The sequence below is a fragment of the Hydrogenibacillus schlegelii genome (assembly GCF_001653195.1).
Lineage (GTDB): Bacteria > Bacillota > Bacilli > Thermicanales > DSM-22653 > Hydrogenibacillus > Hydrogenibacillus schlegelii.
Map to the genome: position 1 here is coordinate 12,970 of NZ_JXBB01000063.1, position 19,628 is coordinate 32,597.

Here is a 19,628-nt window from a genome sequence, read left to right on the forward strand (position 1 = left end):
GCCGTCTGGGACCTCCGGCGGCCGTCGGGCGGCCATGCGGCCGCTTTCCGACCGCCGGAGCCTTCAAGGCCGGCGCCCTCCACCGACGGCCCCCGGCGTCCGGGCGTCGATCGTTGCCCGCTTCCGGCGGATCCCGGGCCCGGCGTATATGGGACCGGTCCCGCTGGCAAACTGGAAACAGGTGCCACGCGGGAGGGAGCGCGATGCGGACGATCGGTCGGGCCTTTTGGCGCCTTTTTTGGGCGGCGTCCTTTTTTGCCGCCGGGTACGTCGCCGCCGGATGGGGGCCGGGAAACGGGGCCGGGGGCGAAGGCGGCGGAGGACTCCGGCCCTTCGTCTGGATCGGCCTCCCGGACGCCGTGCAGGCGGAGCTGGACCGCACCGTCGAACGGGCGATCGCGAGCCGGCTCGAGGCGTGGTTCGAACTCTTTCGATACGCCGGCGAGGCCCGGGCGGCGATCGACGGCGTCGAGCGGCGCCCTTCGGGCGCAAAGAACGCCGGCGCCGCCACCGGCGGCGGCAAATCCCGAGGCGGAAGCGACGCCGTCGAGGTGAGCGCCCCGGCGGTCCCGGCGGACGAACTGGTCCGGGCGATCGACGTCCTCGAGGCCACGATGACGGCAAAGGAAAAGACCGAATTTCTCCGCTGGGCCCAGGCCCGTTTGACGCCGGCGGACGTCCGGCGCCTTGCGGAGGTGTTCGGCCGCGGGCTCACGCTCGAGACGCTGGGCGAAGCGTATACGGCGGTCCGGGAGAAACTTTCGCCGGAGGATCTGGCCTACCTTTTTTCGCTGCTCGAACGGTATGCTCAGGCGTCCCGGCTGGAGTGGCCCGCCTTCGGACCGGACGGGGACGGGCCGGTCGGCGAAGGGCCCCCCCGGACCGCGCCGGCCGGCATCGGACAAAAGGCCGCCGAACCCGGATCGGAAGCGCCCGCCGGTCCCGGCGACGGCGGAGGACCGGCGAACGGCAGTAAGGGAGCTGCTCCGGCCGGGCGCTAAGCGGCCAAAGGCCGACACCGGTCGTCCTTGGCGACCGGTGCTTTTTTTGTTACGCTTACGGGGGATGGGGAAGGAGGCGCTCCGGGATGCACGAGACCGGGAGCCCGGCGCCGGCCGAAAGCCGGCCATCGTTCGTCGTCTATACCGACGGCGCCTGTTCCGGCAATCCGGGGCCCGGCGGCTGGGCGGCGCTCATTCGGAACGCCGGCGCGGAGCGGGTCCTCACCGGCGGCGAGGCCCGAACGACGAACAACCGGATGGAGCTCACGGCGGTCCTCGAAGCGCTGCGGGCGCTTCCCCCGGGGGCGGACGTCGTCGTCTACAGCGATTCAGCGTACGTCGTCAATGCCTTCCGGCAGGGATGGCTCCGACGCTGGGTCGAAAGCGGCTGGCGGAAGGCGGACGGAGGCCCGGTGGAAAACCGCGATCTCTGGGCGGCCATCCTCGAGGAGACGGCGCGGCGGACGGTGCGCTTTGAGAAGGTGCGAGGGCACGCCGGCGTTCCGGAGAACGTCCGGGTCGACCGGCTGGCGGTGCGGGCGATGGCCGCCTACCGGCGGGAAAGCGGGGCGGGGCCGCGATGACGGCCGAACGGCGGCCGAATGCCCCGCCGTCCGACCCGCGAGCAGGCGCACCAAAGCCGTTCGACCCGCGGCCGGACGATCCGGATCGATCCGAACTTCGACCGGACGAGACGCCGGGCAGGCGGGGAAGAAGCGACCGGGCGCCCGAAGACGGGGCGGCGTTCAAAGCGGAGCTGAAGGCGGCGGCCCGGGCGATCGGCCTCGATGCGGTCGGCGTGACGACGGCCGATCCCTTTCACGAGCTCCGGCCGATTCTGGAGGAATATTACGGCCGGGGATATGATTCCGGATTTGAGAAGGGGACGATCGACGAGCGGGTCGATCCCCGGCGGACGATGCCGTGGGCGCAATCGATCATCGCCGCGGCGATGGCCTATCCGTCGAAGCTCAAAAACGCGCCGAAATCCGTCCCCGGCGCCCGGCGGGGATTCATCGCCCGCTCGGCGTGGGGGCGGGATTATCACGGCGTCCTCCGGGAGCGGCTGGAGGCGCTTCTGGCCTGGATCCGGGAGCGGGTGCCGTCCGTCCGCGGGGAGATCCTCGTCGACACCGGTGTCCTCTCCGACCGGGCGGTGGCGGCCCGGGCGGGAATCGGCTGGATCGGGAAAAACGGCCTTCTCATCACGCCGGATTACGGCTCGTTCGTCTATCTCGGGGAGCTCGTGCTCGATCTCCCCCTTCCGCCGGATGCGCCGATGGAAGACCGCTGCGGCTCATGCACGAAATGCCTCGACGCGTGCCCGACGTCGGCGTTCATCCGGCCGGGGGCGCTGGACAGTAAGAAGTGCCTGTCGTATCATACCCAGACGAAGGGCATGGTCCCCCTTCCGTACCGGGAAAAGCTCGGGAGCCGCCTCTACGGCTGTGACACGTGCCAGGTCGTCTGTCCGTACAACCGCGGCGTCGATGCCGATCATCATCCGGAGTTTCGCCCGGATCCGGAAGTCGTCAAGCCGCTCATCATGCCGCTCATCGGCCTTTCGAAAAAGGCGTTTGTCGAAACGTTTGCCAAGACGGCGGCCGGCTGGCGGGGGAAACGGACGTTGGAGCGAAACGCCATCATCGCACTGGCCCACCATCGGGCGCCGGAGGCGGTGCCGGTTCTCGCCGAGCGGCTCGCTCTGGATCCGCGGCCGGTCATCCGGGGGACCGCCGCCTGGGCGCTCGGGAAAATCGGCGGGGAGGCGGCAAAGTCGGCCCTCGAGGCGGCCCGGGCGCGGGAGCGCGATCCGATGGTCCGAGAAGAAATCGAGGCGGCGCTCGCGCGGCTTTCCGGCGCTTCCGGCCGTAGCGGGGCTGAGGAGGAACGTCGCCCGGCGAATGACCGCTCGGGCATCGGCTGAGGGAGGACCGGCCCGCTGGCGGGGGCGAGGCGCGGCGCCCAGGTCCGGCGCCATGGGCAAAGGCCGGGCAACACCGGACGGGCGGTTCTGGGTCGCGCCGGCCCGAGCACGAACGCCGGAAGGGGGCGCGGCGATGCGGCCGGAGAAAAGAGCGTCGGAGTCGGGCGCGCCGGATCTGGGGTGGACCGATGTGCCGACCCCGCTCGGGACGATGCGGCTCGTGAAGGGGGCGGCGGGGCTTCTTTGGGCGAATTTCGTCGCCGACGGAGGCGCCTGGGGAGAAGCGAACGGGGACAGGGGGCAAGCGGCCCTCGCCCGGTTTCTCCGGCGGCACCGGCTGCCGGACCCGAAGCCGGCGCCGGGGCGGTTTGAGGCGGAGCGGGAAGCCCTGGCGGCGTATTTTGCCGGCGACGGGGCGGCCCTTCACCGGATTTCCCTGCATCTTTTCGGGTCGCCGTTTTCCCGGGCGGTGTGGCAGGCCGTCCGGACGATCCCCTTCGGGGAGGTGCGGTCCTATCGGGAGCTCGCCGCCGTCCTCGGCGTGCCCCGGTCGGTCCGGGCCGTCGCCCGGGCGCTTCACCACAACCCGGTTCTCCTTTTCGTCCCGTGCCACCGGGTGATCGGCGCAAGCGGCAGCCTCGTCGGCTACCGGGGCGGCCTCGACCGGAAGGCGGCCCTCCTCGCCCACGAGCGGGCGCATCGGGGCGGAGCGTCCCCCGTCGAACGGCAGACGGGCCGCTGACGGCCGCGACCGGGCGGTCGATCGCCGACCGCCGTGACCGGACGGACGTTCGACCGTTGACGGTTTCGACCGAAGTGCCGATCGCCGACGACCAAACGACCTTTGCCGGCCGTCGACCGGAAAGGAGCGCGGTTTTGGGGGCATGCCGTTTCACATCGTGCTCGTCGAGCCGGAGATCCCGCCCAATACCGGGAACGTCGCCCGGACGTGCGCCGTGACCGGGGCGTCGCTCGGTCTGGTGCATCCGCTCGGTTTTTCGCTGGAGGACCGGTATTTGCGCCGGGCGGGGCTCGATTACTGGCCGGAAGTGAGGCTCAAGGAGTTTTATTCCCTGGATGACGTCTATCGCCATTATGCCGGGCATCGCTTTTTTTATTTTTCCGCCCACGGCAAGATCCGCTACACCGACGTCCGCTTTCGCCCGGGCGACGTGCTCGTCTTCGGCAAGGAGACGACGGGGCTCCCGGAAGACGTCCTCCGGGCGAACGCCGACCGGGTGCTCCGCATCCCGATGCGAAAGACGCTCCGCTCGCTCAACCTTTCCAACGCCGTCGCCATCGTCCTGTACGAGGCGCTCCGGCAAAACGGTTTTCCCGACCTCGTCTGAGAGGGCTTCCGTCGGGACCGCCCGTCGCATGCGCCCGGTTCGGATGAAATGATGAGAACCGGAGGGAAAGAAGATGGCTGCTTCGACCGAAGAAAAAGAGAAAAAGGCGCCGGCGCCGGAACCGGTAGCGCCGGCGCCGTTTGCCCTCATCGGCGGCTCGAGCACGTTTTCGCTCGATTTTCCCGGCGGGCTCGGGCGGGAAGACGTCCGGGTGCTTGAGCGGGACGTCGTCTATGAGACGCCGTTCGGCCCGAGCCCGCCGATGACGCTGGCGGAGGTCGGCGACAAGCGCTTCTGGACGGTGAAAATGCACGGGTGGCGGCCGCCGCACGTGAGCCGGGCGGATGCGTCGCGGCAGCTTTTCTGGGTGCTCCGGGAGGCGGGCGTCGTCCGCATCTACGCCGAAGGGGGCGTCGGAAGCGTAAACCGCCTGCTGGAGCTTCGGGACGTCATCATCCCGGACGATTACATCGATTACACGATGCGGCAGGACGTCTCCCTCGGCAGCCCCTATCTTTTAATCATGCGGGACCCGATCTGCCCGACGGGGACGGAGATCCTCGCCCGGGCCGCCCGGCGGCGGCTGGAAGGGACGGGCCGCCGGGTGTTCACCCGCGGGGTGTATCTCGTGACGGACGGCCGGCACTTTGAAAGCCGGGCGGAGGTGCAGGCGTTCCGGCTGATGGGCGCCGACGTCATCGGCCAGAGCCTGGTTCCGGAGGTGTACCTCGCCCGGGAGATCGGCGCCTGTTATACGGGGCTTTATATGGTCGTCAACTACGCGGAGGGCGTCATCCGGGACTGGCGGCACCGGGAGCTGGCGGAGATTTTTTACGAGGAAGCGGTGACGATCGGCCACATCCTGCTCGATGCCCTCAAGGAAAGCCCGGAAGAAGCCGTCGGCTGCCGCTGCCGGACGCTCCGGAAGGAGACGCTGCTTCAGGAAAAGCGGTTCGATCCGTCGACGCTCGAGTAGGGCGCGGGACGCCCGGCGCGTGGAGCGGGGGCGGCGACCGCATTGCCCGCCGGGAGGCTCCGGCGGGTTTTTTTGCGGCGTTTTGGCCCGGGTCTTTCGCGTTTGCCGGCGATGAGCGTGATCGGAGCGAAGACGGGCGCCGATGGGGATGGGAGAAAAGCGCTTGACGATCCAAGTGTACTATGTATAATAGAACATGGGTGTCGAGCGGCGCTCCGGCGGCGAGGAGGTGAACGGCGTGTTCGACCTGCAGGGCGAGCCGGGCGTTCCGGTGTACGAGCAACTGGTGCGGCACATCAAAGGGCTCATCGTCAAGGGACTCCTTCGGCCCGGCGACCGGCTGCCGTCGGTTCGGGACCTTTCGGCTCAGGTGCTCGCCAACCCCAACACGGTGATGAAGGCCTATCAGGAGCTGGAGCGGCAGGGGGTGATCGCCACGTATCCGGGAAAGGGGACGTTCGTCGCCGAGCGGCCTCCGGCGGGAGAAGAGCGGATGCAAAAGCTCCGAAGCCGGCTGGACGTGCTTGTCCTGGAGGCGGCGTTCTGGGGCGTCGAGGAGGCGGCGTTTCAGCGCTGGGTGGCGGAGGCGTATCGTCGGGTGCGGGGCATGGCGCCCGATGGTCGGCCGGAGCCGGCCGGAGCGGCGGCGACGTCAGACCGGGAGGGAAAGGCGGGCCGGGCGGAAAAGGCGGCACGGGGCGAAGCGCGAGGCGCGGAGGCGGACGGAGGGAGGGACGGCGATGCTGGAAGTGGACGGCGTTCGGAAGGCCTTTGACGGCCGGGCGGTGCTGGACGGGGTGACGTTTTCCGCCGCGCCGGGCGAAATCGTCGGCCTCGTCGGGCGAAACGGCGCCGGGAAGACGACGCTCCTTCGGACGATGGCCGGCATCTTCCGTCCGGACGCCGGGTCGGTCCGCTACGACGGCCTGGACGTCTACCGGGTGCCGGAGGCGCGGGCGCGGCTCTTTTTCGTGACCGACGAGCGGGAGTGGCTCGGCCATTATACGCCGAAGGCGTTTTTGGCGCTGTTTTCCCGGATTTACCCCCGTTTCGACCGGGAGGCGTTCTGGGCGCGGCTTCGGGCGTTCGACCTTCCGCCGAACCGGAAGGTGCAGACGTTTTCCAAGGGGATGAAGGGGCTGTTTTATCTGTCGCTGGCGCTTTCGACGGGGGCGGAAGGGCTCCTTCTGGATGAGCCGACGGAGGGGCTCGATCCGATCTACAAAAAAGAGGCGCTGCGCTTGCTCGTCGAGGCGGCGGCGGAGGCCCGGCCGCTCATCGTCGTCGCCACCCACCGGCTGGAAGAGCTCGAGGCGATCGCCGACCGGGTGCTCTTTCTCCGGGAAGGGCGGATCGACGGCGAGGTGGCGGTGGAGGCGCTTCAGACGCGGTACGGGAAGTGGCAGGTGGCGCTCGCGGAAGGGGTCGGGCCGGAGGCGCTCGAGCGGCTTTCGGGGGTGCGGATTCTCGCCCGGACGGGGCGGGTGATGACGGTGCTCGTCGAGGGGGCGCCGGAGGAGGTGCCGGGGCGGCTCCGGGAAGCCGGCGCGCTGTTCGTCGAGCCGCTTCCGCTCAGGCTCGAAGACGTGTACGTGAGAAAGCTGGGAGGGACGCCAGATGAAGGGTGACGCCGGACAGGAAGCCGGACGAAGCGGCCTCCGGCCGCCGCTCGCCGGGCTCTGGCTGAAGGAAGGGCGGCAGATCGCCGGGGTGACGGCGGCGTTCATCGGCGCGGCGGTGTTCTGGACGGCGATCCGGGTGATGGGCCAGCTCGACGACGTCCACTTTAAGATCGAGGAAGGCTTTCCGCCGCCTTACCGGGTGCGGCTGGATTGGCCGTCGTTCTTTTTTCCGGCGTTTGTCCTGTGGCTGGCGATGGCCCAGCTCGGCGGCGAACGGAGTCGCGGGCTCGACCGGCTGACGTTTTTCTTGCCGTACGCTCGCGGGACGGTCTTCGCGGTCAAGGCGGCCCTCGGCGCGGCGGTCATCGCGGCGGCGCTTCTTCTTTCGGCTCTGGTCGGTTTCGGACTGGTGGCGGGATCCCCGTATCGGGACGTCGTCGTCTTTGGCCCGGCGCTCGGGCTGCGGCTGGGGACGCTCTTTGTCGATGCGCTGGCGCTGTATGCGCTGGCGATGCTGATGGGGGCGATCGCCGGAAGCGGCGGGTACCAGGTCGCCTTGACGATCATCTTCGGCGTCTATCCGGCGGGCGTCATCGGGCTTTTGTACCTGACGGCGGTCGTGCACGTCGAGGCGCTTCATCTGCAGCCGCTGGTGGAACACTGGGCGCCGGTCGAGTGGTTTCGAGCGCATATGCAGGAGATCGCCGATGCGGTGATCGGCCTGAGTCCGCTGCTCCATTTCGGAGAGTCCTTCTTCGGGCTTCCAGGCCTCCTCACCGGCGGGGCGGATCCGGCGCAGGAGGCGGCGGCGTTCTGGCGGCTTGTTCCGTACGATCTCGGGATGACGGCGGTGTTTTTGCTGGCCGGGGCGGCCGGATATGCGGCCAACCGGCTCGAGCTTTCCCGGCGGATGCTCGTCGTGCCGGCGCTTCGGCCGCTTTTTCTCGTCGGCATCCCGGTTCACTTCGCCCTGCTCGGCGGGCTGATCGCTTCCGGATTGGTCGGCGGACCGATGATCGGCGTGGGGTCGCTCGTCCGGTTTTACTTCGGCGCCGCCGTCCTCGGCGGGGTCGTCTACTGGGGGACGCGGCAGCGGATCTTCGGTCCGCCGAGGCGGCGAAGGGGGGCGCCGGCCGGCTGACGCCGCGGTGAGGCCGCCCGATGCGGCCGATGCTTTCCCGCCTGTGCTTTCCAAAGCAAAAGGAGGAGGGCGTTCCCTCCTCCTTTTGGTTTGCAGGGTTCGGTTGTGCGAGCGGCGACGAGGGACGGGGGCGTTCGCCAGTATTCCGCCAGCGGTTCAGAGGTTCCACGTCTTGTCTTCGTTGTAGCCGGCGGTGAGGATGAAGAAGATGAGCGACGCCAGGATGGCGATGACGATGGACGACTTAAAGAGCACGGCAGTCACCTCGCATCCGGTTTTCGGCAGCCCGGCCGACGTTTGGACGGGCGGGCGATGGCTCAGGGGCTGAGACCGCTTTCGTCCAACCGTATTGTACGGCAAATCGGCGAGCGCCACAAGCGGCGCGAAGCGGGCGCAAATTTCAAACACAACCGCCGGCCGATGTGGTATAATGACCGTACACCGCCGCCGAAGTCGGTCTTTTAGGAAATATATGGCAAACGGAGGGAGCCGCATGAGCGAGTGGAGCGCGCGAATCGGCGAGGCGGGCGGTCCGACGTCGGAAACCCTGGAGCGGCTCTGGTCGCGCCTCGGGGAGTATTATCGGCGGGAAGAAAGCCTCCGCTGGGAGGGGACGTTTGCCGAATACCTGGAGATCGTCCGGCGGTCGCCGCATGTGGCGGATTCGGCCCACCGGCGGATCTACCGCATGATCGTCGACGCCGGGGTGGAAGAGGTCGACGGCCGGAAGCGATATCGCTTTTTCAGCGACGAGCTGTTCGGGCTGGACGAGACGCTGGAAAAGCTCGTCGAAGAATATTTTCACGCGGCGGCGATGCGGCTCGACGTGCGAAAGCGCCTTTTGCTTCTCATGGGGCCGGTCGCCGGCGGGAAATCGACGATCGTGACGCTTTTGAAGCGCAGGCTCGAGCGGTACACCCGGACGGAGGCGGGGGCGGTCTACGGCCTGAAAGGCTGTCCGATGCACGAGGAGCCGCTCCACCTCGTGCCGCACGAGCTTCGGCCGGAATTTGAAGCGGCGCTCGGCGTCCGGATCGAAGGGGAGCTCTGCCCGGTCTGCCGCCACCGGCTGGACGAGGAGTACGGCGGCGACATCCACCGGTTTCGCGTCGAACGGGTGCTTTTTTCTGAAGCGAAGCGGGTGGGGATCGGGACGTTTTCGCCGTCGGACCCGAAGTCGCAGGACATCGCCGAGCTCACCGGGAGCATCGATCTGGCGACGATCACGGAGTACGGTGTCGAGTCGGACCCGCGGGCATACCGTTTTGACGGCGAGCTCAACGTGGCCAACCGCGGTTTGATGGAGTTTCAAGAAATTTTAAAGAGTGACGAAAAATTCCTCTGGCACCTGTTGTCCCTCACGCAGGAGGGGAATTTTAAGGCGGGGCGCTTTGCCCTGATCAGCGCCGATGAGCTCGTCGTCGCCCACACGAACGAGGCGGAGTACCGGCGGTTTGTCGCTGACAAGAAAAACGAGGCGCTCCAGTCGCGGATGATCGTCATTCGGGTTCCCTATAACCTGAAGGTGCGGGAAGAGGAGCGGATCTATGAAAAGCTTATCCGACAATCGGATTTGCGCGGCGTGCACATCGCACCGCACGCGCTCTACACCGCCGCTTTTTTCTCGATCTTGACGCGGCTTAAACCGTCGAAGCGACAGGGGATCGATCTCGTGAAAAAGCTCCGGCTCTATGGCGGCGAGGCGGTGGAGGGCTTAAGCGAGGCAGATCTTCGGGAGCTTCGGGCGGAGCACGATGACGAGGGGATGAGCGGCATCGACCCGCGGTACGTGATCAACCGCATCTCGAGCGCCCTCATCCGGCGGGACGCGGACTGCATCAACGCCCTCGACGTGCTCCGGGCGATCAAGGACGGCCTCGACCAGCACCCGAGCATCACGAAGGAGGAACGGGAGCGCTACCTCGAGTTCATCGCCCTGGCGCGGCAGGAGTACGACGAGATCGCGAAGCGGGAAGTGCAAAAGGCGTTCGTTTATTCGTTCGAAGAGGCGGCGCAGGCGATTTTGAACAACTACCTGGACAACATCGAGGCGTGGTCGCGGCGGCAGAAGCTCCGGGATCCGATCACGGGCGAAGAGGTGGAGCCGGACGAGCGGCTCATGCGGTCGATCGAAGAGCAGATCGGCGTCTCGGAAAGCGCGAAGAAGGCCTTTCGGGAGGAAATCCTCATCCGCATCTCGGCCTATGCCCGCAAGGGTCGGCCGTTTACGTACGACAGCCACGAGCGGCTGAAGGAGGCGATCGAGCGGAAGCTCTTCGCCGATCTCAAAGATACGGTGCGGATCACGACGTCGAGCGTGACGCCGGATGAGGAGCAGCTCCGGAAGGTGAACGAGGTCTCCCGGCGGCTCATCGACGAGTACGGCTACTGCGCGACGTGCGCCAACGAACTCCTCCGGTACGTCGGCGGGCTTTTGAACCGGTAGCCGGCGGCCGATCGGGGAAAACGGCGGTGAGGCGGGCCCCGGTCGGCCGGGCGGCAGTGGAGGGGTCGCGGCCCCGGCCTTTTCCCTCGGCGCCGGCGCGGACGCGCGGCGTCGGCACGGGAGCGCAATGTCGGCACGGCCGCGGATCCGGAAAGGAGGGGGGACGATGGACGAGGGGCTCGTGTTTCGCGAAGACTGGTCGCTTCATCCGAAGGGGCATCTCGATCGGCGGCGCCACGACGCCCGGGTGCGGGAGGCGATCCGGGAGCGCCTGCCGGATCTTTTGCACGATGAGAGTTTTTTCCTCTCCGACGGCAAGGCGATCGTCCGCATTCCGGTGCGGACGCTGGAGGAGGCGCGCTTTCGCTTCGATGAGGGCAAGCATCGCCACGTCGGCCAGGGCGCCGGCGGGACGCGGCCGGGGGACGTCGTCGGCCGGGCGGCGGACGGGGCGACCCCGGACGGCGGCCCCGGCGAGGCGCCGGGGGTCGACTACATCGAGGCGGAAGTGACGCTCGAGGCGGTGGAGGAGGTGCTGTTTTCCGAGCTGACGCTGCCGAACCTTCGGCCCAAGGCGCCGGAGGCGGTCTCCTCCGACGGGGAGCGGTTTTCGGATTTGCGGAAAAAAGGGGCCTGGGCCAACCTCGACAAGCGCCGGACGGTCTTTCAGGCGCTCAAGCGGACGCGGCTTCGGGCGGCCCTGGCCGGCCCCGAAAAGGGGGGCGGCGTCGGGGCGGAGCGGGGGCGGGTGGCGCTCCGCCTTACCGATGAGGACCTCCGCTTTCGCGCCTACGCTCCGGCGCCCCACGAAGAGGGCCGGGCGGTCGTCTTCGCGATGATGGATACGTCGGGGTCGATGGGGACGTACGAGAAGGAGATGGCGCGGACGTTTTTCTTCTGGATGACGCGCTTTTTGAAGACGCGCTTCGAGCGGGTGGATCGGGTCTACATCGCCCATCACGCCGAGGCGAAGGTCGTCGACGAGGAGACGTTTTTCCGCAAGGGGGAAAGCGGCGGGACGGTCGTCTCGTCGGCGTACGCCCTCGCGCTTCGGCTGATCGCGGCGGAATATCCGCCGGAGCGGTACAATCTTTACGCGATCCACTTTACCGACGGCGACAACCTGCCCCAAGACAACGCGGAAGCGAGCCGGCTGCTTAAAGCGCTGATCGAGCGGACGAACCTCACCGGGTATGCGGAAGTGACCCACTATGCGAAGCGCCGGACGCTCTACGATGAGTTTTTGCCGCTCGCCTCTCCGGCGTTTCGCCTCGTCCGCCTGCAGGACAAAAGCGACCTGTACGGGGCGCTCCGGCACTTTTTCAGCGAGCGGACGGCGTAAACCGGCGGACGGACGGGGGAGGAAGCGGCAGGCGGCCGGGGGCGAAAGCGGCAGGCGGCCGAGGGCGAAAGCGCCGGGCGGCTCGGGCGATTTGGGTTGCTCCGGCCGCTTTCGCCGGCCCCTTGGGCGGCAGGAGGCGTCGCTTCGAGCGCGAAAGGAACGGGGCATCGGGAGGGAGGGCCATGAAAGGGCGCCTTCGCCGGGCGGAGGAAGACGCCCGGCTCAAGGAGCGAATCGAGGCGGTGACGGCGATCGCCCGGGAGATGGGGCTCGATTTTTTTCCGATGCGCTACCACATCATCCCGGCGGACGTCATGCTCGCCATCGGCGCGAGCGGCATGCCGACGCGCTTTTCCCATTGGCAGTTCGGGAAGGCGTTTTACCGGATGAAGCTCCACTACGACCTCGGCCTGTCGAAGATTTACGAGTTGGTCATCAACAGCGATCCGTGCGAGGCGTTTTTATACGAAGGGAATTCGCTTTTGCAGAACACGGTGATCGTGGCGCACGTCCTGGCCCACAGCGACTTTTTTAAAAACAACGTCTATTTTTCCCGGACGAACCGCCGCATGGTGGACAGCATGGCGGCATCGGCAGAGCGGATCCGCCGCTACGAAATCGCGTACGGCGAACGGCGGGTGGAAGCGTTTTTGGATGCGGCGCTGTCGATCCAGGAGCACATCGATCCGTACGGGACGGCCCGGGAGACGGGGTTCTGGTGGGAAGACGCGGATGCTTTTTACGATGCGGCGGTCGACGGGTCCGACCGGCGGATCGAGGGGTCCGACCGGCAGGGGGAAGCGGGGTCGGCGGAGGCGCCGGCTCGCGGGGGCGGGCGCGTTGGGGGCGGCGATCCGCCGGGGAAGAAGCGGCGATGGGGGCTTTTTGCCGATTTGTGGGCCCTGGACGAGCGGCTTTCGGGGAACGACGGGAAACGATCCGGCGCCGGCGGGGCGGAAGCGGAGCCCCCGGCGCGCCGGCGTTTTCCTCCGGAGCCGGAAAAGGACGTGCTTCTTTTTATCCTTCGGTACAGCACGGCCCTCGAACCGTGGCAACGGGACATCCTCACGATCGTCCACGACGAGATGCGGTATTTCTGGCCGCAGCTCGAAACGAAGCTCATGAACGAAGGGTGGGCGACCTACTGGCATCGGAAGATCATGCAGGCGCTTCCCCTTTCGCCGGAGGAGGCGATCGAGTTTGCGCGGATGCACGCGGAGATCGTGAAGCCGTATCCGGGCGGGATCAACCCGTACCTCCTCGGCTGGAAGATGTTCGAGACGATCGAGGCGAAAAGCGGGCGGGAGGGGATGTTCGAGGCGCGGGAGCTCGACAACGACGTGTCATTCATCCGCAATCACCTGACGGAGGAGGTCGTCCGGGAGCTCGATCTTTTCGTCTACGGCCGGAAGGACGACGTCTGGCAGGTGGAGACGACGGACTGGACGGCGGTGCGGGAGGCGCTCATCCGCCAGCGGATCGGCGGCGGGTTTCCCCTCATCGTCGTCGCCGACGGGGATTTCGAACGGCGGGGGGAGCTTCTTTTGCGGCACGTCCACGACGGCCCGGAGCTCGACGTCCGCTCGATCGAACAGACGCTTCCGCACGTCCACCGGCTCTGGGGCCGACCGGTGCATCTGGAGACGGTGCTGGAGGGCCGGACGGTCCGATTTTCTTACGACGGGATCCGGCATGATCGCACCGCTTTGGCTTGAGGCGGCATGCGAAAAATTTTTCTCTGACGGCTTGCGGGATTTTGAGGACAAAAGTCGAGGTGCAAAAGGTTTGAGTACGCACCTACAAAAATTTTAACGATTACAAACAATAATCGACCTCCGTGCGACATCGTTGCTTCGGGCGCGATGGAATTGTACTTGTTTTTCGGGCGAGGTATGATCATAGTATTGATCAAAGAAAGCGTTTTGCGGCGACGGAAGGAAGGGCCTTGGAGAAAGCCCAAGCCGAGAACGGGCCGCAAGGGTCGGCGCTCGAAAATGAGGACGGAAAAACAGGCGGACGGAGGGATGCGGGGTGATCGAACGAGAGGTGCGGCCGATCCCGGTGGAGGAAGCCCGGCGGCGGCTTTTCGATTGGGCCCGGCCGCGGGCGGCGGAGCGGCGGCCGCTTCTTCAGGCGTTCGGCCGCTACCTGGCGGAGGCGCCGGCCCTTCCCGAGGACGTGCCGCCGTTCGACCGGGCGCTCAAAGACGGGTTTGCCGTGCGGGCGGCGGAGACGGAGGGGGCGTCGCCGGAGGCGCCGGTCGTCCTTCGGATCGTGGAGGAGGTGCCCGCCGGCGGCTGGCCGAAGGCGGCCCTTCGACCGGGAACGGCGGTCCGCATCATGACCGGCGCCCCCCTTCCGGCGGGGGCCGACGCCGTCGTGCCGGTCGAAGACGCGGTGCTTCCGCCGGGGTCCCGCGGCCGCGCCGGCGAGGTGGTGCATATCGTCCGTCCGACGCGGCCGGGGGCGGAGCGGCAGCCGAAAGGGGGCGATCTCCGGCAGGGGAGCGCGCCGGTCGAGGCCGGCGCGAGGATCGGCCCGGCGGAGGCGGCGGTGCTCGCCACGGCCGGCGCGGAGGAAGTCGCGGTCGTGCGGCTCCCTCGGGTGGCCCTCGCCGTGACGGGGGACGAGCTTGTGACGGGGGCCGGTCCGCTCCGGCCGGGGCAGATCCGCAATTCGAACGGCCCGATGCTGCGGGCGCTTTTCGCGGGAGAAGGGTTTCGGGTGGAGGACCTCGGCCGGCTGCCGGACGCGACGGAAGACGTCGTCCGGGCGATCGGGGAGGCGCTGGAGGCGGCGGACGTCGTCGTGACGACGGGAGCGGTGTCGGTCGGCGACTATGACGTCGTTCCGGAGGCGATGGCGCGGCTTAGGCTCGAGGTCCTGTTTCGGAAGGTGGCGATCAAGCCGGGGATGCCGCTTACGGTGGCGGTCCGCGACGACCGGGCGTGGATCGCCCTTCCGGGAAATCCGGCGTCGTCGTTTGTGACGACCCATCTGTTCGTCCTCCCGCTCCTTCGCAAGATGGCCGGCGCTCGCCGGTGGGAACCGCTTCGGACGACGGGGCGCTTGATCGGAAAGCCCGCGGAGCGGCCGACGTGGCGCACGCGCTTCTGGCGGGCGGAGGCGCGGCTGGAGGGAGGCGCCGTCGTCGTCGACGCGGGGCGATCGCAGACGTCGGCGTCGATTTCGAGCTTTCTCGGGACGAACGCCTTCGTCGAGGTGCCGCCGGAGGCGGACCCGGCCGTCGGGGAGACGGTGACCGTCTGGTGGATCGGCGGCTGCCCGGGATGAGCGGCCGTGGAGGACGGGATCGGATGACAATCGAGGACGGCTGCGGGGGTGCCGTCCGGAAGCCGCCTGGGTCGTACGGGCCCGGCGGGTTTCCCGGGCGGCTGAGAGGGCAACGCCCAACCCTTGGAACCTGATCCGGTTCGGACCGGCGGAGGGAATCGGCCGCAAGGAACGCGCCGGACGGCTCGCCGAGGCGCTTCGGCGGGCGCCGGCCTTCCGGGCGGGGCGCCGACCGATGCGGTCGGCGCTTTTCTTGTGATGCGGCCGCCCTGCCGCCGTCCGCGCCGGGGCGGGCGGCTTCCACGACGGCGAAGCCGGCGATCATCGCCGCCTTGCCGCCGTCCGCATCGGGGCGGGCGTCCGACCCGCTCGCCCTCAAAACCCCGCGCGAAAGGAGGTGGCCCCCAGGTCACCGTGGTCGCAGGGCAGATGTCTTATAACCCTGCGCGAAAGGAAGGGGAGTATGGACCGGCAGAGAGAGATCGACCGTCTCGGATTGTCGCCGCGGGCGGTGGCCGAGATCGCGGCGCTCGTGGCCCTTTCGGTCGTGCTGAGTCCGCTTCTTTCCATTCCGATCGGTCCCTTTCGGGCGTATCCGGTGCAGCATCTCGTGAACGTCCTGACGGCGGTTCGCCTGGGGCCGGGGGCGGCGGTGCTGCAGGCGGCGACGGCCTCAACGCTTCGCCTGGCCCTCGGGACGGGGACGATCTTCGCCTACCCCGGGAGCCTCTTCGGCGCCTGGCTCGCCGGCGTCCTCTACCGCCGCTTCCAACACTTCGTCGCCGCCGCGTTCGGCGAGGCGATCGGGACGGGATTCGTCGGGGCGACGGTCGCGTACGGCCTCGGCCGCCTCATCGCAAGCCGGGAGGTGGCGCTTTTGGGTTTTGTGGGGCCGTTTCTCTTAAGCTCGGTCCTCGGGGCCGCCGGCGGGGTTGTCCTTCTCCTTGCGCTTCGGCGTACCGGTCTGCTCGGCGGCGAAAAGCTTTCACGGTTCGATGCCGCCCCGCCGCCCGGCGCAGACGAATGAGCGGCGAAGGCGGAAAGGGCAGCGAAGGAGCCGCCGCGCCAGTGAGCACCGGTTCTTTTCTCCGGCGCGGCGAAAGGCGCTCGGGCGGGCGGCTTCCGGGACGGGTCGACGACGTTCCAGGCTGCCGGGGCGAAAGCCCACCGGCCGCTTGCGGGTAGGATCGCTGATCTAAGCTGCGAAAGGCCGTCGGCCGCGCAGGGGGATGAGCGGCGAGCGGTGATCAGCGATCAGCAGTCAGCGATCAGCCGTCAGCCATCAGCCATCGGGAGATTTCTGGGCGAGGTTCCCGAGCAGCAGGAGGTTCGATCCGATGTTCGACGCTTCCCGGGCCGGCGCGGCGCTTCGGGCGATCCGGGAGCGCCGCCCGCTCATTCATGCCATCACCAACACGGTCGTACAAAATTTTACAGCAAACGGCCTTCTCGCCCTCGGCGCCTCGCCGGTGATGGCCGACGCGCCGGAAGAGGCGGGCGAGGTGGCGGGAAAGGCCGACGCGCTGCTCATCAACCTGGGAACCCTTTCCGATCGGACGCTTCGGGCGATGGAAGAAGCGCTCCGGGCGGCGAACGCCGCCGGCGTGCCGGCGGTCCTCGATCCGGTTGGGGTCGGCGCGACGGCGTTTCGCACCGAAGCCGTTGAGCGGCTTCTTTCCGCCGGGCGGTTTGCCGTCATCCGGGGCAACGTCGCCGAGGTGGCAAATCTCATCGGCCGGCCGCTCCCGATCAAAGGGGTCGATGCGGAGGCGGTGCCGACGGCGGTGGCGGTGGCCGTCGCCCGGGCGGCGGCGGAGCGCTTCGAAACGGTCGTCGCCGCCACGGGGCCGGAAGATTTCGTCACCGACGGACGAAGGACGCTCATCGTCGCCAACGGCGATCCGCTCATGGCCCGGGTGACGGGAAGCGGCTGCCTCCTCGGGGCGGTCGTGGCGGCGTTTGCCGCGGTGGAACAAGAGGCGTTCCGGGCGGCGGCCGATGCCCTCGTCGCCTTCGGCGTGGCGGGGGAGATCGCCCGGGAGCGCCTTGCGGCTTTAGGCCCGGTGCGAAGCGGACGTTACGGCATCGCCCTCCTCGACGCCCTCGACGGGCTCGATGAAGGGGCGCTCGCGGCGCGGGCCCGCGTCCGGGAGGCGGAGGAGATGGCGGCCGAAGGCGGCGGGAGCGCGTAAGGCCGGCATTTCTCTTTCGGCGCTCGGCGAGGCGGCAAGGTCTAAGCGAGATCCGGAACGGGACGGGAGGGATCGGCGATGCGTTCGGGAACGCCGGTGGCGCGGGCGCTGACGATCGCCGGGTCGGACTCCGGCGGCGGCGCCGGCATCCAGGCGGATTTGAAGACGTTTTTTGCCCTCGGCGTCTTCGGCATGAGCGCCATCACGGCGGTGACGGCCCAGAACACGCGGGACGTCACCGGCGTCTATCCCCTTTCGCCGGAGGCGGTGGCGGCGCAGATCGACGCCGTGGCGGACGACCTCGGGGTCGACGCGGCGAAGACGGGGATGCTGTTTTCCCGCGCCATCATCGAGGCCGTCGCCGAGCGCATACGAAAGCACCGGATCGAACGGCTCGTCGTCGATCCGGTGATGGTCGCCAAGGGCGGCGCGCCGCTTTTACAGGACGAGGCGGTGCAGGCGTATCTCGATGCGATCCTGCCTCTCGCCCTCGTCGTCACGCCGAACCTTCCGGAAGCGGAGCGGCTCACCGGACGGGCGATCCGCACGCGGGCGGACAAGCTTCGGGCGGCGGAGGCGCTTTATTCCCGCGGCGCGCGGCACGTCGTCATCAAAGGCGGGCATGAAGAAGGCCCCGTCGTGGAGGACGTCTTTTTCGACGGGGCGCGGGCGGTCGTCTTTAAGAAAAAGCGGACGGCGACGAAAAACACCCACGGTACGGGCTGCACCTTTTCGGCGGCGATCGCGGCCGAGCTGGCGAAGGGGGCGGACGTGTTTCAGGCGGTCTTCACCGCCGAGCGGTTCATCGACGCGGCCATCCGCTCGGCGCTTCCGCTCGGGTCGGGGCACGGACCGACGAACCACTGGGCGTACGGCGCCCTCCGGCCGGCGGCGACGCTTTCGGCGGAGGCGGCCCCGGAGGTCGAGTGGGAAGACGTTCAGTAATCGCCCTCTTTGACGTACGGATAGGACCAGAGAATGAGCTGGAACAGGACTGCTTTTTGCCATGCCTGAAATATCCGTTCAACCGTTTCGGTGTCGTGGCTTCCGCGGGCGAGGAAAGGCTTCAGCGTGTGTAAGACCGGGATGGCGAGGGCGAAGAGGTGCCGGAAATGGATATGGGGAACGCTGTCCACGCCGTCGGTCTTGTTCTTGCCCGTCCGGTGGTGGCGGCGCCCGATTTCGAACTGGTAGCGAAGCCAGGCGTCATCGTATTCCGCCTGTGCCGTGTCGATGATCCATTGTTTGAACCTCTGGCGGACGCGGGCAAGGTAGGTTTCGTTCGGCGTGCCGTCCCGGCGGCTGAAATAATACAAAAGATGCGGGTGCGAGCCGACAAAGCCGTACCAGACGTCGAGAATTTCATCGGCGTGCGCCTCGACGATCGGCAGCGACATTCGCAAGAAGCGGAGGTCATCGTCGGTCAGCGTGAGCGTTTTTTTGATCTCTTCAATCTCTTCGGGTTTCAGCGGCGCCGGCGGCAGCGTCGGGGACCCCATCATGTACCCGGGGATCGTCATGGCGTCTCCTCCTTTGCGTCAAGATGTTCCAGACGTGCGCGGCATGCGCCTCATCGGCCGTTTCGTGATCGGAGCACATCAGCTGGAGATCGCGGTCGCCGAGCGGAGCGTCTACAAAGGCGCAGTGGTGCGGCTTTTGCGGATCGTCATGCACGCAGGGGCGGAAAAAGCGGCAGGTTACGCACATCGCCGCGATCGGGATCTTCTGTTGAACTTGGAGCACGCGGATCATCTTCATCAAGCTGCGGAGAAAAATCACCTGTTCGTTCGGATCGAGCGCGGCGACGGCCGGCAGGAGGAAGTCGGCCCACGTCTTAGCGGCTTCGGCCTGACGCCGGCCCGCCTCGGTCAGCGTCCAGCACGCCGCCCGCCTGTCGGCCGGAGAAGGTTCTCTTTTCACCCATCCTTTTTGAACAAGGGCGTGGATGGCCTCGCTTGCCGTCGGGCGGGTCAGGGCCAGCGCCTCGGCGACGGCGCTCGTCCCGACGCATTCGCCCGCATGGGCGTCGAGGAAGCTCAAAATCTGGCCCTGTGTCGGAGTAAGACGCGCTTTGTCCGCTTTTTGCCAGGCGTGATGCCGAAGCGCGAGGCCGATTTTGTTGAGGCCGATGACGATCCGCTTGGCGACGTCGAGTTCATCGTGCGTCGGCATTTCCCGGCCCCCACCTCCAACTTAATTAGCACTCCTAATAAAAGTCTACCGAACGCATTTATTTTGTCAATACAGACATTTTGCATCCAAGGCCGCCGCGGACGTCCGGCGGTTCTCCGGCGGGCGTTCGCGTGGTAAGATGAGGGCGTGCGGGAAAGGGAGCGCG

At 67.7% G+C, this 19,628-nt stretch carries 18 protein-coding genes; 16 read left to right on the forward strand and 2 right to left on the reverse strand.

The features are described 5' to 3' along the window. The first annotated feature begins 203 nt into the window (after nucleotides 1–203). From SA87_RS11520 to thiD, 16 genes are all read left to right on the forward strand, one after another. Complete coding sequence (locus SA87_RS11520; protein ID WP_066203384.1) at nucleotides 204–1,001, forward strand: hypothetical protein; 798 nt, start codon at nucleotides 204–206, stop codon at nucleotides 999–1,001. Nucleotides 1,002–1,087: 86 nt separating this feature from the next. Then, entirely contained in the window at nucleotides 1,088–1,585 is a 498-nt protein-coding gene (gene rnhA / locus SA87_RS11525) for a ribonuclease HI (protein ID WP_066203389.1), read from the forward strand. Beyond that, nucleotides 1,582–2,928 (forward strand): tRNA epoxyqueuosine(34) reductase QueG, encoded by a 1,347-nt coding sequence (gene queG / locus SA87_RS11530; protein ID WP_082718373.1) that lies wholly within the window; start codon nucleotides 1,582–1,584, stop codon nucleotides 2,926–2,928. Before rnhA ends, queG begins: the two co-directional genes overlap by 4 nt. 133 nt (nucleotides 2,929–3,061) lie before the next feature. Further along, nucleotides 3,062–3,670, forward strand: a complete 609-nt coding sequence (locus tag SA87_RS11535) for a methylated-DNA--[protein]-cysteine S-methyltransferase (RefSeq protein ID WP_066203392.1) — start codon at nucleotides 3,062–3,064, stop codon at nucleotides 3,668–3,670. A gap of 142 nt (nucleotides 3,671–3,812) precedes the next feature. Then, nucleotides 3,813–4,277 (forward strand): tRNA (cytidine(34)-2'-O)-methyltransferase, encoded by a 465-nt coding sequence (locus SA87_RS11540; RefSeq protein ID WP_066203394.1) that lies wholly within the window; start codon nucleotides 3,813–3,815, stop codon nucleotides 4,275–4,277. Nucleotides 4,278–4,350: 73 nt separating this feature from the next. Beyond that, the gene (locus SA87_RS11545) at nucleotides 4,351–5,253 is read left to right on the forward strand and encodes an MTAP family purine nucleoside phosphorylase (protein WP_066203396.1); all 903 of its coding nucleotides are present in this window, start codon (nucleotides 4,351–4,353) and stop codon (nucleotides 5,251–5,253) included. Between the two features lie 196 nt (nucleotides 5,254–5,449). Further along, on the forward strand, nucleotides 5,450–6,028 hold the full coding sequence (locus tag SA87_RS11550) for a GntR family transcriptional regulator (RefSeq protein ID WP_066203398.1): 579 nt from the start codon (nucleotides 5,450–5,452) through the stop codon (nucleotides 6,026–6,028). Further along, a complete protein-coding gene (locus tag SA87_RS11555; protein WP_066203400.1) occupies nucleotides 5,994–6,881 on the forward strand; it encodes an ABC transporter ATP-binding protein in 888 nt (295 codons plus the stop codon). The genes SA87_RS11550 and SA87_RS11555 overlap by 35 nt, the downstream gene beginning before the upstream one ends. Beyond that, on the forward strand, nucleotides 6,871–8,016 hold the full coding sequence (locus tag SA87_RS11560) for a hypothetical protein (protein ID WP_066203405.1): 1,146 nt from the start codon (nucleotides 6,871–6,873) through the stop codon (nucleotides 8,014–8,016). Before SA87_RS11555 ends, SA87_RS11560 begins: the two co-directional genes overlap by 11 nt. Nucleotides 8,017–8,509: 493 nt before the next feature. Continuing rightward, on the forward strand, nucleotides 8,510–10,462 hold the full coding sequence (locus SA87_RS11570; protein ID WP_082910558.1) for a PrkA family serine protein kinase: 1,953 nt from the start codon (nucleotides 8,510–8,512) through the stop codon (nucleotides 10,460–10,462). A gap of 166 nt (nucleotides 10,463–10,628) precedes the next feature. After that, nucleotides 10,629–11,804, forward strand: a complete 1,176-nt coding sequence (locus SA87_RS11575; protein WP_066203410.1) for a YeaH/YhbH family protein — start codon at nucleotides 10,629–10,631, stop codon at nucleotides 11,802–11,804. Nucleotides 11,805–11,986: 182 nt separating this feature from the next. Continuing rightward, nucleotides 11,987–13,519 (forward strand): SpoVR family protein, encoded by a 1,533-nt coding sequence (locus tag SA87_RS11580; protein WP_066203412.1) that lies wholly within the window; start codon nucleotides 11,987–11,989, stop codon nucleotides 13,517–13,519. Between the two features lie 316 nt (nucleotides 13,520–13,835). Beyond that, nucleotides 13,836–15,098 carry a molybdopterin molybdotransferase MoeA gene (locus SA87_RS11585; protein WP_066203415.1) on the forward strand — a complete coding sequence of 421 codons (1,263 nt, stop codon included), beginning with the start codon at nucleotides 13,836–13,838 and terminating at the stop codon, nucleotides 15,096–15,098. Nucleotides 15,099–15,561: 463 nt separating this feature from the next. Beyond that, entirely contained in the window at nucleotides 15,562–16,125 is a 564-nt protein-coding gene (gene thiW / locus SA87_RS11590; RefSeq protein WP_066441414.1) for an energy coupling factor transporter S component ThiW, read from the forward strand. Nucleotides 16,126–16,435: 310 nt separating this feature from the next. Further along, entirely contained in the window at nucleotides 16,436–17,290 is an 855-nt protein-coding gene (thiM, locus tag SA87_RS11595) for a hydroxyethylthiazole kinase (protein ID WP_066203418.1), read from the forward strand. A 78-nt stretch (nucleotides 17,291–17,368) separates the two neighbouring features. Further along, a complete protein-coding gene (gene thiD / locus SA87_RS11600) occupies nucleotides 17,369–18,235 on the forward strand; it encodes a bifunctional hydroxymethylpyrimidine kinase/phosphomethylpyrimidine kinase (RefSeq protein ID WP_066203424.1) in 867 nt (288 codons plus the stop codon). Here thiD and SA87_RS11605 read toward each other — a convergent pair. Further along, a complete protein-coding gene (locus tag SA87_RS11605) occupies nucleotides 18,229–18,810 on the reverse strand; it encodes a protoglobin domain-containing protein (protein WP_066203427.1) in 582 nt (193 codons plus the stop codon). The genes thiD and SA87_RS11605 overlap by 7 nt on opposite strands. Next, nucleotides 18,740–19,462, reverse strand: a complete 723-nt coding sequence (locus SA87_RS14525) for a MarR family winged helix-turn-helix transcriptional regulator (protein WP_066203436.1) — start codon at nucleotides 19,460–19,462, stop codon at nucleotides 18,740–18,742. Before SA87_RS14525 ends, SA87_RS11605 begins: the two co-directional genes overlap by 71 nt. Nucleotides 19,463–19,628: the final 166 nt, after the last annotated feature.

What these genes read in the sequence shown, in the direction of transcription:
- SA87_RS11520 (WP_066203384.1), top strand. Translation starts at nt 204, where the DNA reads ATGCGGACGATCGGTCGGGCCTTTTGGCGCCTTTTTTGGGCGGCGTCC.
- rnhA (WP_066203389.1), top strand. Translation starts at nt 1,088, where the DNA reads ATGCACGAGACCGGGAGCCCGGCGCCGGCCGAAAGCCGGCCATCGTTC.
- queG (WP_082718373.1), top strand. Translation starts at nt 1,582, where the DNA reads ATGACGGCCGAACGGCGGCCGAATGCCCCGCCGTCCGACCCGCGAGCA.
- SA87_RS11535 (WP_066203392.1), top strand. Translation starts at nt 3,062, where the DNA reads ATGCGGCCGGAGAAAAGAGCGTCGGAGTCGGGCGCGCCGGATCTGGGG.
- SA87_RS11540 (WP_066203394.1), top strand. Translation starts at nt 3,813, where the DNA reads ATGCCGTTTCACATCGTGCTCGTCGAGCCGGAGATCCCGCCCAATACC.
- SA87_RS11545 (WP_066203396.1), top strand. Translation starts at nt 4,351, where the DNA reads ATGGCTGCTTCGACCGAAGAAAAAGAGAAAAAGGCGCCGGCGCCGGAA.
- SA87_RS11550 (WP_066203398.1), top strand. Translation starts at nt 5,450, where the DNA reads ATGGGTGTCGAGCGGCGCTCCGGCGGCGAGGAGGTGAACGGCGTGTTC.
- SA87_RS11555 (WP_066203400.1), top strand. Translation starts at nt 5,994, where the DNA reads ATGCTGGAAGTGGACGGCGTTCGGAAGGCCTTTGACGGCCGGGCGGTG.
- SA87_RS11560 (WP_066203405.1), top strand. Translation starts at nt 6,871, where the DNA reads ATGAAGGGTGACGCCGGACAGGAAGCCGGACGAAGCGGCCTCCGGCCG.
- SA87_RS11570 (WP_082910558.1), top strand. Translation starts at nt 8,510, where the DNA reads ATGAGCGAGTGGAGCGCGCGAATCGGCGAGGCGGGCGGTCCGACGTCG.
- SA87_RS11575 (WP_066203410.1), top strand. Translation starts at nt 10,629, where the DNA reads ATGGACGAGGGGCTCGTGTTTCGCGAAGACTGGTCGCTTCATCCGAAG.
- SA87_RS11580 (WP_066203412.1), top strand. Translation starts at nt 11,987, where the DNA reads ATGAAAGGGCGCCTTCGCCGGGCGGAGGAAGACGCCCGGCTCAAGGAG.
- thiW (WP_066441414.1), top strand. Translation starts at nt 15,562, where the DNA reads ATGGACCGGCAGAGAGAGATCGACCGTCTCGGATTGTCGCCGCGGGCG.
- thiM (WP_066203418.1), top strand. Translation starts at nt 16,436, where the DNA reads ATGTTCGACGCTTCCCGGGCCGGCGCGGCGCTTCGGGCGATCCGGGAG.
- thiD (WP_066203424.1), top strand. Translation starts at nt 17,369, where the DNA reads ATGCGTTCGGGAACGCCGGTGGCGCGGGCGCTGACGATCGCCGGGTCG.
- SA87_RS11605 (WP_066203427.1), bottom strand. Translation starts at nt 18,810, where the DNA reads ATGACGATCCCCGGGTACATGATGGGGTCCCCGACGCTGCCGCCGGCG.
- SA87_RS14525 (WP_066203436.1), bottom strand. Translation starts at nt 19,462, where the DNA reads ATGCCGACGCACGATGAACTCGACGTCGCCAAGCGGATCGTCATCGGC.